At 40.2% G+C, this 16,856-nt stretch carries 13 protein-coding genes; 6 read left to right on the top strand and 7 right to left on the bottom strand.

Annotated features, from left to right (window positions below; translation table 11 throughout):
* Positions 1 to 70: 70 nt before the first annotated feature.
* The 3 genes from SporoP8_RS12720 to SporoP8_RS12710 form a co-directional block, all read right to left on the bottom strand.
* On the bottom strand, positions 71 to 1,354 hold the full coding sequence (locus tag SporoP8_RS12720; protein ID WP_085132849.1) for a GntP family permease: 1,284 nt from the start codon (positions 1,352 to 1,354) through the stop codon (positions 71 to 73).
* A 108-nt stretch (positions 1,355 to 1,462) separates the two neighbouring features.
* Positions 1,463 to 2,977: a CoA-acylating methylmalonate-semialdehyde dehydrogenase gene (locus SporoP8_RS12715; RefSeq protein WP_085132848.1), complete on the bottom strand. Its 1,515-nt coding sequence runs from the start codon at positions 2,975 to 2,977 to the stop codon at positions 1,463 to 1,465.
* Positions 2,978 to 3,010: 33 nt separating this feature from the next.
* Positions 3,011 to 3,919: an NAD(P)-dependent oxidoreductase gene (locus tag SporoP8_RS12710; RefSeq protein WP_085132847.1), complete on the bottom strand. Its 909-nt coding sequence runs from the start codon at positions 3,917 to 3,919 to the stop codon at positions 3,011 to 3,013.
* 258 nt (positions 3,920 to 4,177) lie between these two features.
* Between SporoP8_RS12710 and SporoP8_RS12705 the strand changes: the two genes are divergently transcribed.
* The 6 genes from SporoP8_RS12705 (at position 4,178) to SporoP8_RS12680 (ending at position 11,295) form a co-directional block, all read left to right on the top strand.
* Complete coding sequence (locus tag SporoP8_RS12705; protein ID WP_085132846.1) at positions 4,178 to 4,792, top strand: TetR/AcrR family transcriptional regulator; 615 nt, start codon at positions 4,178 to 4,180, stop codon at positions 4,790 to 4,792.
* Between the two features lie 285 nt (positions 4,793 to 5,077).
* Complete coding sequence (locus SporoP8_RS12700; RefSeq protein ID WP_198166018.1) at positions 5,078 to 6,793, top strand: sigma 54-interacting transcriptional regulator; 1,716 nt, start codon at positions 5,078 to 5,080, stop codon at positions 6,791 to 6,793.
* A 127-nt stretch (positions 6,794 to 6,920) separates the two neighbouring features.
* On the top strand, positions 6,921 to 8,096 hold the full coding sequence (locus SporoP8_RS12695) for an iron-containing alcohol dehydrogenase (protein ID WP_085132844.1): 1,176 nt from the start codon (positions 6,921 to 6,923) through the stop codon (positions 8,094 to 8,096).
* A 33-nt stretch (positions 8,097 to 8,129) separates the two neighbouring features.
* Positions 8,130 to 9,590: a CoA-acylating methylmalonate-semialdehyde dehydrogenase gene (locus tag SporoP8_RS12690; protein ID WP_085132843.1), complete on the top strand. Its 1,461-nt coding sequence runs from the start codon at positions 8,130 to 8,132 to the stop codon at positions 9,588 to 9,590.
* A gap of 259 nt (positions 9,591 to 9,849) precedes the next feature.
* Positions 9,850 to 10,863 carry an alcohol dehydrogenase AdhP gene (gene adhP / locus SporoP8_RS12685; RefSeq protein ID WP_085133636.1) on the top strand — a complete coding sequence of 338 codons (1,014 nt, stop codon included), beginning with the start codon at positions 9,850 to 9,852 and terminating at the stop codon, positions 10,861 to 10,863.
* A 204-nt stretch (positions 10,864 to 11,067) separates the two neighbouring features.
* Complete coding sequence (locus SporoP8_RS12680; RefSeq protein ID WP_085132842.1) at positions 11,068 to 11,295, top strand: hypothetical protein; 228 nt, start codon at positions 11,068 to 11,070, stop codon at positions 11,293 to 11,295.
* A gap of 114 nt (positions 11,296 to 11,409) precedes the next feature.
* On the opposite strand, the gene SporoP8_RS12675 is transcribed toward SporoP8_RS12680, so the two are convergent.
* The 4 genes from SporoP8_RS12675 to SporoP8_RS12660 form a co-directional block, all read right to left on the bottom strand.
* Positions 11,410 to 12,936: an oligosaccharide flippase family protein gene (locus tag SporoP8_RS12675; protein WP_085132841.1), complete on the bottom strand. Its 1,527-nt coding sequence runs from the start codon at positions 12,934 to 12,936 to the stop codon at positions 11,410 to 11,412.
* 73 nt (positions 12,937 to 13,009) lie between these two features.
* Entirely contained in the window at positions 13,010 to 14,173 is a 1,164-nt protein-coding gene (locus SporoP8_RS12670) for a glycosyltransferase (RefSeq protein WP_085132840.1), read from the bottom strand.
* 52 nt (positions 14,174 to 14,225) lie between these two features.
* The gene (locus SporoP8_RS12665) at positions 14,226 to 15,500 is read right to left on the bottom strand and encodes a glycosyltransferase family 4 protein (protein WP_085132839.1); all 1,275 of its coding nucleotides are present in this window, start codon (positions 15,498 to 15,500) and stop codon (positions 14,226 to 14,228) included.
* The gene (locus SporoP8_RS12660; RefSeq protein ID WP_085132838.1) at positions 15,497 to 16,840 is read right to left on the bottom strand and encodes a hypothetical protein; all 1,344 of its coding nucleotides are present in this window, start codon (positions 16,838 to 16,840) and stop codon (positions 15,497 to 15,499) included. Before SporoP8_RS12660 ends, SporoP8_RS12665 begins: the two co-directional genes overlap by 4 nt.
* Positions 16,841 to 16,856: the final 16 nt, after the last annotated feature.

The following is a 16,856-nucleotide window of genomic DNA, read 5'->3' as shown; positions in this document are numbered from 1 at the left end:
GGCGCGATACGCTGAGTTGTCTGAATAGTTTAGAAGTTGTGTGGGGACCTGGTACCGTTTGCGAACACCATCAATAAATCCCCATAATCCCAAGCGCAATCGCAGGAATCAATGAAAGCATAGGGAACACTATCGCGATCACACCCATCTCTCTATACGATTCCTTGTGGGTCATACCTGTCACAATTAAAATCGTCAAGATCGCCCCGTTGTGAGGAAGAGAATCCAATCCACCCGATGCAATTGATGCAATGCGGTGAAAGGCTTCGGGCGCAGGACCCGTAGTGGTTGCAATCTCATAGTAATGCGAGCCTAGTGCTTCTAATGTGATACCAAGACCACCGGAAGCTGACCCTGTCGCTCCTGCTAAAACATTTACCGCAATGGCTTCAGAGATTAAAGGGTTTGCATTGATTCCTAAAATCGCGTCGCTTAACTTTTCAAAGCCCGGAACGGATCGTACAATCGTTCCGAATCCTACTGCGGCACTCGTGTTGATCATCGCCATAACAGAATCGCTCGCTCCACTGTTTACGGCTTTTGTGAAGCCTTTGAATTCTCTAATAGAAATGAGTAAAATTAGAACAATGCCCGTTGCCAAGGCTATGACAATATCCCATTTTAAAAAGTTCAATGTAATAATAACAGCCAGTAAAGGTAATAACGAAAGTATGATATGTGGATAGTTCGTACGTGGTTCAGCATTCAAGTCCTCTTCACGTTCTTCGAAAACTTCCCCTGCTTCTCTTAACACTCGTACTCTACGATTCAAATACAATATGGAACAGACAATCATGAACGCCGATGAAACAAGTCCGATAATCGGAGCCGCTGCCGCCGTCGTATGAAAGTACTGTGTCGGGATCAGATTCTGAATTTGCGGTGTACCTGGCAATGCCGTCATGGCGAATGTCATCATCCCCGCTACAATCGTTCCTGGAAGAAGACGTCTGCTAATATTTGCTTCACGGAACATATTCAGAGCCAATGGATAGACTGCGAATACAACAACGAACACACTCACACCACCGTAAGCCAATACACTTGCTGCCACAATGACACCAATGATTGCACGCTCTTTACCAAAAACGCGTGAAATTCCAATAGCTACTGAATGGGCCATTCCGCTGTACTCCATCAACTTCCCAAAAATTGCCCCCAACATAAATACCGGAAACCATTGCTTTGCAAAGTTAACGAACCCTGTCATATATGTATCCGTATACGCGTCCAATAAGTTTAATCCACCGAATAATGCTACGATTCCTGCACAAATCGGTGCAATCCAGATGATCGACCAACCTCTATAAGCCAATACCATGAGTAACACTAAACCTATAAATATCCCTAACATTCTACCCCTCCTCCAACTGACTATGTACTATTCAAAATAAAACGATTTTAATTTAGAAAAATAGCAGGATCGGAGTTATATATTCACTACGATCCTGCTTATGGTCAATTAACTACTTGGGAAGTCGAAATCTGTTTTGCTTTCATCATTATAAGAAGTATCAAACCATCTCTCAGAAACGGTTTTAGTTTTCGTAAAGAAGCGAACCGTATCCGGACCGAACATTTGCCCTTCACCAAATCTGGAGCGTTTCCATCCACCGAAGTTATGGTAACCAACTGGAATAGGAATCGGAACATTTACCCCTACCATTCCCACTTCGATTTGATCCGTGAACGTCCGTGCAGCGCTTCCACTGTTGGTAAAGATCGTCACGCCATTACCATATTCGTGCTCATTAATTAGATCAATCGCTTGTTCGAGCGTATCTACCCTAACAACGATTCGTGCAGGACCGAAGACTTCTTCCTTGTACACACTCATGTCTGTTGTTACATGATCAAGCAATGTTGGTGCTAAGTAATAGCCTCCTTCATCCGCTACTTTAGGATTTCGTCCGTCCACAGCTAGGACGGCTCCTTCTTCTATAGCCAAATCGATGGATTTCACTACACTCGCTTTTGCTTCAGCACTGATCACAGGTCCGAAATCTGCTTCTTTGTCATCGAACTTTCCGACTTTCAGTTCATTCACTTTTTCTGTTAGCTTGGCAACAAATGCTTCAGCTGTTTTCTGACCTACAGGAATCGCAGAAGAAATTGCCATACACCTTTGTGATGCAGCACCATAAGCTGCGCCAAGGAATGAATTCACCGCTGTATCGATATCCGCATCCGGCATGATGACCATATTATTCTTTCCGCCACCAAATGCCTGTACACGCTTATGATTTTTTGTTCCTTTTTCATAAACTGCTTCAGCTACCGGTGTCGACCCTACAAAGCTAACAGCCATAACGTCTTTATTCGTAAGCAGTGCATCGACAGCTTCTTTATCGCCATTGACCACATTCCAAACACCAGCTGGCAATCCCGCTTTAGACCATAGCTCCGCAAGAATTAATGCAGAATGAGGAACCTTTTCTGAAGGTTTCAGAATCATCGCGTTACCTACTGCCACCGCCATCGTACTCATCGCGACAGGTACCATTACCGGGAAGTTAAATGGTGAAATACATGTTACAACACCTAATGGCTTGTGCATGGAATACGAATTGATTTCTCCCCCCACATTCACCGAGTGCTCACCTTTTAACAAGTGTGGAGCACCAATCGCAAAGTCCACCGACTCGATACCACGTGAGATTTCACCTGCTGCATCAGAGAGCGTTTTTCCGTTCTCTTCACCAATTGCATAGGCCAATCGATCCGTATTTTCTACAAGTAGGGCACGGAACTTGTGAAGTACTTCCATTCGTTTTCCAACTGAAATCTTAGACCAGTGCGTAAACCCTTCTTTCGCTAGCTTCACGACCTCATTCACTTCTTCTGTTGAAGCCAATGGCACTTTTGCAATCCTCTCTCCAGTGGAAGGATTAAAGACATCTCCAAAACGTCCACTCTTGCCTTCAACCTCTTCACCATTAATAAAATGAGTTAACGTCTTTACATCTGTTTTTTGCATAGATCTATTCCTCCTAATTTATAATGAATTCTCTTATACGTTTTGCTTTTGATGATTCAACTTGTCTTGAATCATCAAATACGAAGAAGACATATCTTCATGAGCATGACCCTTTTCTACTTCTTCTTCATAATATTTAATCAGCTGCGAAGTAATCGGTAGCTCTCCGTTAAGTGAATCCGATACATGTTTCGCAAGCTTCAAATCTTTTAATAATAATGAAGTCGTGAATGCACCTTTATTGTACTCATCCTGTGAAATATACGTCTTGTAGTTACGGGTAAGAATCGTACTTGCACCGGAGCTAACGTTGACAATATCATAGACGATATCTTGATCAACTCCTGCAAGCTTCGCAAGTGAGAGCGCTTCTGCGACCGCTTGATTGTGAATACCCGCCATCATATTATTGATGAGCTTCACAATAGTACCAACACCCGGATCTTTTCCTACATGGAATACATTCGATCCAATAGCCTGTAGATAAGGCAGTACCGATTCAAACGTTTCTTTTTCGCCACCTACCATAATGGATAACGTAGCGTTCACTGCACCACTGACACTTCCACTTACCGGCGCGCCTAAGTATTCAAGATTTTGCTGCAATGCCTCTATTTCAATTTTCCTGTTCAGCTCAGGTGAAATCGTACTTAAATCCACTAACACTACTGGCTTCGTAGCACTATTCACAATACCCTCTTCACCTAAATACACATTTTCCGCAATAGCAGGAGTAGGTAGACTGGTGAAAACGAGATCCACTTCCTTGAGTAACGAAGCAGTGGTAAGACCCACATGCCCCCCTAATTCTCCAAAGCTCTGTTCCGACTCTTTATTGATATCCAAAGCGTAAACGGAGTAGCCTTTTTTCAATAAATTACGCGCCATCGGGAAACCCATATTTCCAAGCCCAATAAAACCAATCTTCTTTTCATTCGCCATACATATTCCTCCTTTTTAATTCGCTCATAAAAATGTAAGCGTTGTCATTAACAATAAAAAAATATAGAAACCTAACAATTTGTAAACGATTAATAATTACATAATGATCCTTAATTTATTTCACATACCGTAGTCACATACTACAGTCACTCAATAGTATCTAGAATTATCCAATTAGTCAACCCATTTTCTAAAAATTTTAAATAAACCTGCTAACATGGTATCCTGTTAACAAACATGGTAAAGGAGGAACAGAACATGACAGAACTTACACCCCGTCAATTAAAAGCGCAAGAGACGAAGAAAAACCTCCTAGAAAAAGGCCTAGAGCTTTTCCATGAAAGAGGTTTCGATAATGTAACGGTAGAAAGTATCGCAAAAGCATGTAACGTTTCCAAAGGGGCATTCTACGTTCATTTTAATTCGAAATATGATGTCTTCTTGGAAAAATTTAAAGATATCGATGAATTTTACCTATCATTCATTCCTAGCATTCCCGCTGATCTCAAGGCTTCAGAAAAAATTCTTCTTTTTTATAAAGGCCAAATGACGTATTTAAGGGATGTCTTAGGAAAAGATTTCATTCATACGATTTACACAAGCGCACTGGCATTAACGATAGATGATGAACCCTATTTAACTGACCAAAATCGCCAACTGTATCAAATCATTCGCTCTTATGTAGAAGAAGGAGTAGAACGAAATGAGTTTAAACGAGAGCTTTCGGTTGATGAGATTTCAATGCTCGTCACACGTTGCATGCGCGGAACGATCTACGATTGGATCATTTTTAGAGAACGTCTGGATCCTGTAGTAGAAATTCACTGTATTACTTCCGTAGTGTTAGATGGACTAAAATGTGATAGTGAATGAAATAAATCTTTTACGAGAGTGTAATGACAGAACAGACTCCCTTTACTGATCGCTAGCTATTTCACCGTAAAGATCTATTGTTTCTTTCACGCACAACAGAAACCACTCGAATGCATTCGGTTTCAACTATAGTAAATTCCAAACACCTTCTACCGATTTTTATGGAAGGTGTTTTTACTGCAAGTTCGAAATACATTCTCCCTTCATTCAGTCCCGTGCACATGTATAATTTTCAAGCTATAATTAACTAACACAACGCAAAATAGATATCTCATGGAGGCTCTAATGTTTAAAGACGCATTTATTCATACACTCATACAAGTTGAAAACGATAAGAAATGGATGTCTGTAGCGAATTGGATGAATGAAAACTTTTCGGTCATCCAATCAGATAAGACATTGCTAGAAGCGGCTAAAGTTTTGAACGAATTGAAACTTGAATTTCTTCCAGTTGTCGATTCACATCATAAACCGATTGGCATGATGACTCCCCACCATATACTGGAAGCATTCGTCAGTGGCCGTGACAAACATATGTTGCTCGAGACGATGTTCTTCACGCAAGTAGCTGAAATAGATGAGCAGTCATTGTTGAGTGAACTCCCTTTTCAATCCGACAATCCGGCTGTCTATATGGTGAAAAATCAACAAGGTATGCTCACGGGCCTTCTAACGCAAAAAGAAATCTTAAAAGGGCTAACGGCACTGATGGAAAGCTATATACAAAATGACAAAGTGACGGATATTTTATCTGTTATTCTTGAAAAAGCGTATGAAGGTATTGCGGTAGTCGATGAAAATGGGATCATCATCGAATTCAATGAGGCGTATAGCAAATTCACAGGTGTACCTAGATCCGTGGCAATGGGAAGGCATGTAACAGACGTAATTGAAAACACGAATTTACATGAAACGGTCCAAAAAGGTATTCCGGAAAGAGGCGTTCTACAAAATATACAAGGACAAGACATGGTCGTTCACCGAATCCCCATTTGGAAAAATGGCAAAGTAGTTGCAGCAATCGGAATGCTCATTTTTGAAGGGGTTTCGGACATCTACCGGATCTATGAACGATTGCAACTGCAGAAAGTCATGGCCGATACAGAACTTCCTCCCCTATCATCAGAAGGCTTATCGAGTCTCAATCAAATTATCGGAACGAGTGAAGCGATATCCGACTTGAAAAGAAAAGCGCGGACTGCTGCACGGACACAAGCCGTCGTTTTACTATCAGGCGAAAAAGGCACCGGAAAGAAGGCATTCGCAGAAAGCATTCACTTATTAAGCCCGTTCGCATCAAAACCATTTACGACCATACACTGTACGGTAGAGGTCTCAAAAAACGTGGACGAACAGCTTTTCGGCATGCACGGAATCCTCACTTCCGGTAACGAAAGCACACTCTACTTACAAGATATAGAAGCATTATCTATGACTTTACAAATGAAGTTACTGGACTGTTTACGACACGCTCCAGAAGGCTTCCCTGTCCAACTCATTATTTCTTCTACACAAAATTTATATGAATTAGCCGAAAGTGATGCATTCAGCTCCGAGTTATATGCCCAATTAAATCCGTTGCAACTGACCATTCCTGCACTTCGCAACAGGAAAGAAGACATTCCCTATTTACTGTCACACTATATGCAGGAAATATGTTTCAGACATAAAATACCCGAGAAGTCTTTTACTACTTCGGCTGTGACGTACTTAATGAATTACGAATGGAAAGGCAATATCGAAGAATTGATTGACGTGCTAGAACACTTAGTTAGCACGGTTCATTCCAATAGCATCGACGTAACAGACTTACCTCAACTAATCGTGGAGGGACAAAATATCCACACATTGGAAAATATCAAAGAGAAACAAGACGCAGAAGAAAAAAAGATGATTATCGATTTACTAGATAAAACAGACGGCAATAAATCAAAGACCGCTGAGCTGCTTGGCATCCACAGAACGACGTTATACAAAAAAATGAGAAAATTTAATATTTGACTAGAGTGTAGCCTTAATGCTACACTCTGTTTATTAATAAAAGTGTAGTCTAGAAGCTACACTTTTTTTATTGCTGTTTTAAACGTTCTACTTTATTACACGTATTATAATGTAAGGAGCTGACCTGATGGAAACTTGTAAAACGTTTCAAATGCCACCAACCATACTGTACCAGCAAAATTCATTTGCACAGATTGGGGAAAAAGCTGTACATCTCGGTAAGAAAGCACTGATCATCAGCGACCAAATCATGCAGAATCTCGGATACGTAGAAGAGTGCCAACGTAAATTATCGGAACACTCTGTTAAAAATGCAGTCTTCCTTGGTGTAGCTTCAGAGCCAAATGATCAATATGTAGAAGATGCACTTCAATTATATCAAGATGAAACATGCGACTTGATTATTTCATTAGGTGGCGGAAGCTGTATCGACACGGCGAAAGCAGTTGCAGTAGTAGCGACTAACGGTGGAAACATCGAAGACTACGTAGGCATGAAGAAAATTGCACAAATAGCACCTGTACCTCACATTGCGATTCCAACTACTGCAGGAACCGGTTCAGAAGCAACAGACGTCACCGTCATCACGAATTCAGCAACAACAGTGAAAATGATGATTAAACAGCCTGCTTTCATGCCGAATGTAGCCATCGTCGATCCATTGCTGACGCTCTCTTCTCCTCAAAAAGTAACAGCAGCGACCGGTGTAGACGCACTGAGTCACGCCATTGAAGCATACATATCTAAAAAATCTCATCCGATGACAGATATGATGGCGTTATCCGCAATCAAGTTAATCTCAAAGAATTTGCATCAAGCATTCACGGACGGTCAAAACATCGAAGCTAGAGAAGGTATGTCACTCGCTGCGCTTCAAGCTGGAAGTGCATTTTCCAATGCATCTGTTTGTTTAATCCATGGCATGTCTAGGCCCATTGGTGCCCTATTTGATGTGCCACACGGTTTCTCGAATGCGATGCTTTTACCTGCAATACTGGAATATAGCAAAGATGCATGTATTGATAGATTGGCAGACATCGGCCGGATCTTTTCTTCCGAAGCAGAACAAGTATCAGATGAAGCTGCCGCAGAAATCGCTGTACAATCAGTGAAGGATTTATGTAAAGCATTAGCTATCCCGAATCTTGAACAATGGGGAATTCCACGTGCAGAGTTTGTAAGCGCTATCAGTAAAATGTCTACAGACGCGATCGCCAGCGGAAGCCCTAGCAATAATCCTAAAACACCTTCAAAAGAAGAAATCGCAGAGCTATATCAAGTATGTTATGAATACCAATTTTAATAGAATATGTAATTACACTAGGAGGCCATCTATATGACAACAAATTCAACAGTAACAGTACAAAACTATATTAACGGTGAATGGGTATCTGCTACGACAGACCAAACAGAGCCTGTATATAATCCTGCCACTGGAGAAGTCGTCGCACACGTTCCCATCTCAACAAAAGAAGATGTAGATCGCGCAGTACAAGTAGCTAGCGAAGCATTTGTTACTTGGAAAGAAGTACCCGTTCCACATCGCGCACGTATTCTATTCAAATATCAGCAACTATTAGTCGATCACTGGGATGAGCTTGCTCGAATTATCACAGTCGAAAACGGAAAAAACTTTACTGAAGCGCACGGTGAAGTACTACGCGGAATTGAATGTGTAGAATTTGCAACAGGAGCCCCTACGTTGATGATGGGTGATAACTTGCCATCCGTCGCATCAGGTTTGGAATCTGGAACCTATCGCTATCCAATCGGCGTCATTGGCGGAATCACTCCATTCAACTTCCCGATGATGGTGCCATGCTGGATGTTCCCGATGGCAATCGCAACAGGAAATACATTTGTACTCAAGCCATCCGAGCGCACACCGATGCTAGCAAACCGCTTAGCTGAACTACTCGAAGAAGCCGGCTTACCCAAAGGCGTCTTCAATATTGTGCACGGAGCACACGACGTAGTAAATAGTATTCTAGATCACGAAAAGATCGCCGCCATTTCATTCGTAGGTTCTCAGCCCGTTGCCGAGTACGTCTACAAACGCGGAACAGATAATCTAAAACGCGTTCAAGCACTAGCGGGAGCAAAAAATCACTCCATCGTCTTAAAAGATGCGAACTTAGACAATGCCGCCACACAAATCATCAACGCAGCATTCGGTTCAGCCGGAGAACGTTGCATGGCATGTTCAGTCGTCGCTGTGGAAGAAGACATTGCAGACGAATTTGTTGAAACATTGCTCAATCGAGCGAATGAACTCACAATCGGAAACGGTTTGGACGAAGGAATCTTCCTTGGCCCCGTCATTCGTGACACGCATAAAGAACGTACAGAACAATACATCGCGACTGGTGAAAATGAAGGCGCAACAATGGTTCGCGACGGTCGCCTAGACAGTGCAGCTAAAGAAAAAGGATACTTTGTCGGACCTACGATCTTTGATCATGTCACGAGCGAAATGAAGATTTGGCAAGACGAAATTTTCGCCCCTGTCCTATCGATCAGCCGTGTGAAAAACTTGGATGAAGCGATCGACTTATCGAATAAATCCAGGTTCGGTAACGGCGCATGTATTTTCACAAGAGACGGTGGAAACGTACGCAATTTCCGCGAAAACATCGACGCAGGAATGCTCGGATTAAATATCGGCGTACCTGCACCTATGGCCTTCTTCCCATTCTCCGGTTGGAAAGATTCCTTCTATGGCGATCTTCATGCGAACGGTAAAGACGGACTGAATTTCTATACACGTCAGAAAGTACTTACGGGGCGTTGGGAATAATCACTATACAATTGAAAAACACCTTCTCCCTGTTTAAGCAGAGAGAAGGTGTTTTTTGTAGTATTGAATGATAATTGTCTGAATAGTTCCGAATTTGTGTGGGGACCTGGTACCGTTCCACCGTTCCATGGTACCGTTCCCCTGTACTAATCCCCCCTCCTCCCACATATAGATAGTCCGTAAGAGAAAAAGGGAGGAATCATTCATGAAACCAGCAATTCAAAACAGTAACGCAAGAGGGACTACAAAACAGACCACAATGAAAGCAGCGATCGTTAAAGAATTCCAGACAAAGTTACAAATTGAAAACACACAAAAACCAACACCCGGAGTCGGTCAGGCATTAGTCAAACTAGAGGCATGCGGCGTCTGTCATACAGACTTACACGCAATCAATGGTGACTGGCCTGTCAAACCGAAACTTCCTCTCATTCCAGGTCATGAAGGTGTAGGAATTGTTGAAGCGATTGGACCGAATGTCACGTCCGTACAAGTCGGAGACCGCGTCGGTATACCTTGGCTCTACTCTGCATGCGGTGAGTGTGATTATTGTCTACAAGGGAAAGAAACGCTATGCCATAGTCAAGAAAATGGTGGCTATTCAGTGGATGGTGGGTACGCGGAGTATTGCCTCGCAGCAGCAGATTACGTTGCGAAAATCCCTGAAAATCTAAGCTCTGTTGAAGCCGCACCTATCCTCTGCGCAGGTGTGACAACATATAAAGCGTTGAAAGTATCCGGTGCAAAACCAGGAGACTGGGTGGCAATTTACGGCATCGGTGGATTGGGTCATGTAGCGTTACAGTATGCGAAAGCTATGGGGTTCAATGTAGTGGCAGTCGATATCGCGGATGAAAAATTGGAACTGGCGAAGAAACTCGGAGCCGACATTACAGTGAACGGCAAAAATGAAGATCCTGCCGAAGCGATTCAACAGCAAGTCGGTGGCGTACAGGCGGCGATTAGTGTAGCGGTATCTCAAGTACCTTTTGAGCAAGCGTACCGTTCCGTCAAGCGCGGCGGCACTTTGGTCGCTGTCGGATTGCCACACGAAGATTTGCCGATCCCTATTTTCAATACGGTGTTAAACGGAATCACAGTAAAAGGTTCCATTGTTGGAACACGAATCGACATGAAAGAAGCGCTGGATTTTGCCGCACGCGGGAAAGTAAAAGCGCAAATTGAAACAGCTCCCCTTTCCGATGTGAATGCAGTGCTTGAAAAGATGGAAAAGGGTCAAATCAATGGACGTATTGTGTTGACGTTTGATTGATAGTAAGTAGAGTCGTGACAACTTAATCGCACATCGAGATGATCAGAACAAGGCATCCAATCGGTTTATCGATTGGATGCCTTATTTATTATCGATTATTGGGTTGGTAGAATTATTAACACTCTTTTATTATCAAAAACCGAGTGAATTGCATTACATCACCTTGCTGAACGCGACATATAGTACAGCAAGGAGGTGAAGTTTATGTCGAAATGTGCACATGTAAGCAATGAATGGCTTTTCTTCTTCGGGATTTTAGCCGGATATGCGTTGCTCGGTTTATTTTTAATCGTTCCGGGCTTATTGGGCGCTCTCGCTGGAAGCTTGCTGCTGTTAGCTCTTGCTGTGGTGTTGGTGATCATCATCGTGTTGTTCGCCTTGGCGATCATTCTGAAAGGCCTGTCCCGACTGTTTCATCATCGTAAACGCTGATGAAAAAGACAGTCGTCACTTGTACAGTGGCGGCTGCCTTACATATATTGCCTACCACATGTGTAGAATAGGTTGGCAAGATGTTGAGATGGGATGGACATTAGGTTTCCACATCTACAAATATTTAAACCTCTTTCTAACAATCACTCTATATCCACTAAATATTGCTCTTTCAGAACTATTCAAACCAATGAATGACAGTAACACTATATACGTTACTGCAACAAAAACCATTTTCAATAATAGTGCTAACCATCCTTCCCACCCCATACTGTTAACTAGTTGTCCTAGTAAAACAGTTACAATCACTGTAGGAAGAATACCTTTTAAGGTCTCTCTAAAAAATCTAGGTACGTTGATCCCAATCTTATATTGGTAATACCAATTTATCACACCAATTTGGAAAATAATAATCGAGACAGCTGTCGAAATTCCTATCCCCATCGGACCGTATAGCATACCTAACCATATGGAAAGCGGAATATTTAAGAGCGCCATGACAAGATAAGCCTTCGCCTCAAACCTGTGCATACTTTTAACTTGCAAAATCACACCGCCAAGCGTTTGAAACATAGGAACTGTCACCGGTATGAAAATCAGAAGAGTGATCCAATACACTTCTCCATATTCTTCTCCAGCCCAAAATTCTATAAAAGATTGCCCCGTTACGATAAAACCTGATAAGACGATACCCAATATCACAAATTGGATACGACCGATCTGAATCATTAAACTGGTCAATACTTCTCCACTTGCTCCTTCACTTACTAAATGAGATACCTTTGGCATAAAAACGTTGGATATAGCTAATGAAAGTTGTTGATAATAGATTACGAGGGTTAAGGATAATGCATATAGCGCAACTGCTACTGTACTGCTATATATTCCTAATGTCACTTGACCAATTCTCCAAAAGAGTTGATTCACAATCGCCGTAATGAAAATAAAAAAAGAATAATTCATAATTTCTTTAATAAATTCCATATCAAATTTATACAATCTGATTTTTATTTTAAGATGGTTGAAGCAATATATAGCGTATACTACCCCAATTCCAATATTTAAGATTGTATCAATGATAACAATGGCAATAGACTTATACCCCATTAACAGTAGTGTAATGAGAACACCAATACGCAAGCATATTCTGACGATCCCTATCACATTCACGACCACAAATCTTCCATACCCATTGGCGATAAAATGAAATGCCCCAAGAGGAAGTGATAACATTAAATTAAATACTAGAATAGCCGCCATAATCTTAGCCTTAGAAAATTCGGCATCCGTTAGAGAATGAGCAAAGAAAAGATCCAGATTCATTACGAGTAATGTGCCTATTAGTAATACTAAAAGCGAGATCAAACCATAAATTAAAAATATAGTAGCCAAAAAGTTTTCTTGTTTTTTATCATTTTCCTCACTTTGATACTTCGAAATAAACCTGTACATCGTATTGTGTAATCCCAAATCCATAATCGCAATATACCCTACAATTGAACCGATTAACATATACAAACCATATTCAGATTGACCGAGATGCCGCAGCAGGAATGGTGTGAACAATAACCCGCTAAAGGTAGTTAAAATAATATTTACATAGGATAGAAGTGCACCTGATTTAATTTGATCTTTAGCCATACACACCACCCCTACTCTTCAGTAATTCAATCTCTAAAAACTCTATTTCGAATGAATATTTTACTTGCCAAATTTAATATATAAACTTGTGCGTTAGTATTTCTGCCTGACTGCAGGGGCCTTGTTCATAGTGTAAGTGTATTCCGCCTAGTAAAGATTCAAACAAGTTTATCAATCGGGTAGTTGCATATTTTGCATTCCATGTTTCGTATAATGTATGGTAGGCCTCAATTCCCAACCTTTCAGCTAAACCAGTAGTATCTAATAAACTGGCAACGCATTTGTATAGATGATTGATATCCCCATTCTTATAAATTAATCCGTTTTTATTTTGTTCGAGTAAAAATGGTACAGAACCAATAGCATGACTTGCAACTACGGCACATCCACTATTCATAGCTTCGTTCAAGACTGCTCCCCAACCTTCATTGAAGTCACTAGTGAATAAATAGATATTTGCGCGTTCCATATGACGTCTTACTTCATCTGGCTTCATGTTACCTAGCAGGTTTACATGAGTAGAAAGATCATATTTCTCTATCATTTCTTTCAACTCATCTTCCATCTCTCCGGAACCAATGATATCCATGTGAAACAAGTAATCGCTGGCCTTTAACATGGCAGCTACTTGTATCGCCTGTTCTGGATGTTTTAGTCCTAATAGCCTTCCTACCCACAATATTTTAGGAACTCTATTCTGTTTCTTTTCCATTAGCTCTTTTATGTCATGACGCTTTACTTCAGGGAAGTATCCCCACTTAAATGCCTTTTTCTTATACGCTCCTACTAGTCTAAAATCTGCAGCAGTGTATGCACTTGCACATAACATATACACATTTTTATTCAGATAACGCGTGTGATTTTTCACTAAAGGAAAGAAGGATCTAGGACTCACCACTCTGTAACGTCCCTTTTTAAAAATCCTTTCAGAGTAGCGGAAGGTGATTTTGTTCTGCTTCAGCCTTTCTTTTATAAAAATTGCTGGTGCGGAACCGATAATTACAATTTCACTTTCTTCACTTAATTGAAGAGCTTTATGATAATTTTCATCAGTAGCATAGGAGTTGAGTGTAAAGGGATATTTCTCGCTCATATCTTCATACCCTAGCTCTACTCGTTCTTCGTGCATGGGTTCAGTTGCAACGAACTTAAAATCCCTTCCAAGCCTTTCGTACATTTCCAAGCAGAAAGGTAATTGATGATGATTCAAGAAATTTGAGTAGAATGTCACTTTCATGATGTCACCTCATTTCATTTTCCTATCTACAGCAAAGGCTATGCAGTGAGCACTAATTAATTTTATTGTCATGCATAATATTCATGTAAATATCTGTAATCGTCTTATAAATCATCCCGTCATCATGGAGAGTATGTACAGCTTTTAACGCATTTTGAGACAGCCTATTCGCTAGTTGTGGATCTTCAAAAATCATCTTGATATATTCTGCAAGTAATTCATACTCTTCAAAACGATAGAGTAATGCGATGTCTTCATGGGTGGCGTATTCAGGTATCCCCCCTACATTACTAGCTATACATGGTGTTCCTACCATCATTGCCTCTTTTAAGGTGCTAGAGTGGTTCTCCAATGCTGAAGAAAGTACAAACACGTTAACTTTCGACATGGTCTTAGCCATATTGTCAGGTGTTAAAGGACCGGTGAATTCTATATGATCCATCAAGTCCAGTTTATCTATTAGTCCTTCGATGTATTTCATATAACCTGATTTTTTTAGTCTACTTTTTATATTTCGATTACTAATCATCGGATTCCCTGGTACTACTAACTTAACATTTGGATACGTTCTTTTTACTAATGCCAGTGCCTTCAAAATCATGTGTAATCCCTTTAATGGGTAACCTGATGCGTTACACATAATGGTATAAGGCTCACTCGTTTCATATGACCATCGGTAGTTTTTAAATGTTTCATTAATACTTAACGGACACGAATGAATGTTGAGATCAGGAATGATCGCTTTGCAATTAGCATTGGTCCATATATTTTCACTAATAATGTTTCCGGAAATTCTCAGCATTTCTTTTTCATACTTGCTGTTCTTTAAAAATTTTCTTTTTTGCGCAAGAACAGAATCGCCTTTTATCATGTCACGCAAAGTGATATTTTTCTTCAACTCATGGTGTTCAATTCCCGCCTCGTAATATTTCGCAATGGATGCCAATAATCCCTGTATGAATAGTACAGAAGGAATAGTAGGTTTTGCTTTAAGTGCAGCTAATCCTTGTGTAAACTCACTTCCCCACACTTGAATAATATCAGGTGCTTCTTTAGTTAAAAGTCTTTCCCAATCCTGAATATGATCTTTTTTTGCATGATCATATTCAACTGGATTACCGCCTGGTAGGATATAATATTTTACATTCTCTTCTTCTAAGTAAATATACTTTTTATTTCTCCCTGTTGTAACGATCACTAATTCATGTTCTTTTGTAGAGATGAATTCCTGTAGTAATGCATCCATCCATAGGCCATTAGATTCTCTGCCAAATAATTTCTGATGAATGGATCCTATAACAATATTCGTAATCCACATCACTTTCATATGCCATGCTCCCTTCCAGTAACAACAACGCTTCGTTTTTTTGGAACTTTAACTTTAACTTTTTCTCTCTTAAAAGCATACGGAATATACGGGATTGCAGGTATGACACAGAATATGACAAATCCTATTTCAATTACATAAAGTACCGGATTAATAGTACCGAATAATAAAAACAGGAAGTAGATGACTAGTAAGAAACCCGTAAAGCTAGTTTTTTTATAATATTTTAGATGTTTTTTAAAATTAAAGTAAAAAGTTAAGAATAAAGGAACTCCAGTGAATAACCCGTAAAACCCTAGTAAATCAAACCACCCGGAGTGTCCTTCGATTCTCCCAGATTCTATATGGCTGAACGGACCCAGTATTCCAAAGAAGGGATTGGAAAAGAATGTTTGTAAAGAAGATAAGTATAAATCTACTCTATTACCTAGTTGTCCACCGTTAAAATCTATTAAAAGTGAGTTAGCCAAATCTGTGAACTTTTCATTTAGAATATAGTTCCAACTAAGCTTATCTGCTATAGCTAGGAAAAAGTTCCCCATAGCGATTTGATCCACTACCACTAACAGAAAAAAAGAAGTAATCATTAATAGAAGTAACGTCACTCTATTTTTGGCAAAGACAACCAGTATAATTCCAAGTATGGATATCAATAGAGAAGTAGCGTAGGAAGCTTGTATCAGCATCTGAAAAGCAACAATACTAAATAACAGAGCTAACGCTTTATGTGCCAATGTGAATAAAGAAGGATTTCTTATGATAGGATATAAACTACCTATTAACAGGAAAACCACACTGTAAATATGGCCAAATCCACCAATGCCTAACTTAGTATACATTTGAATAAAATCCGCTCTTCCAGTCGCAAGCTCTCTAGATGCCATCGGATAATCCAGTAAGCCTAAGTAGGTTTGAAAATTACCTATTATAAAGAATATAATGGTACAAATCGCGATCAATCCTAAAGCTTTATAATCTTTCTTATAGTACATATAATAATGATTAATAAATATTCCGGCTAAGAAGATGGGAAAACTGATAGTAATGGCATTCGTTCCTGCGGCTCCATAAAATAATGTGCCCGTAAGGAAGTAAGGAATGAAAGTAATAAAAAAAACTAGAACAAACACTAAATCTAATGACCATTTTTTTAGAATCCATCTCATATCAGTCGTGATGAACCAAACGAGTAGCCAGAATAGTAAGAAAATAACACCTATTATACTTCTCACATATGGAATAGCAATCCACATACAAACAAAAATAATGGCTAAATGATTAATACTAGTTAACAGAGGACTAATATCTTTACTAGTGAGGACTTTTTTAGTTTCGAACATAAAATCAACCCTTGAA

This window comes from Sporosarcina ureae (assembly GCF_002101375.1).
GTDB lineage: Bacteria > Bacillota > Bacilli > Bacillales_A > Planococcaceae > Sporosarcina > Sporosarcina ureae_B.
Note: the sequence above shows the minus strand (reverse complement) of the source record. Positions and strands in the feature narration are given on the sequence as shown.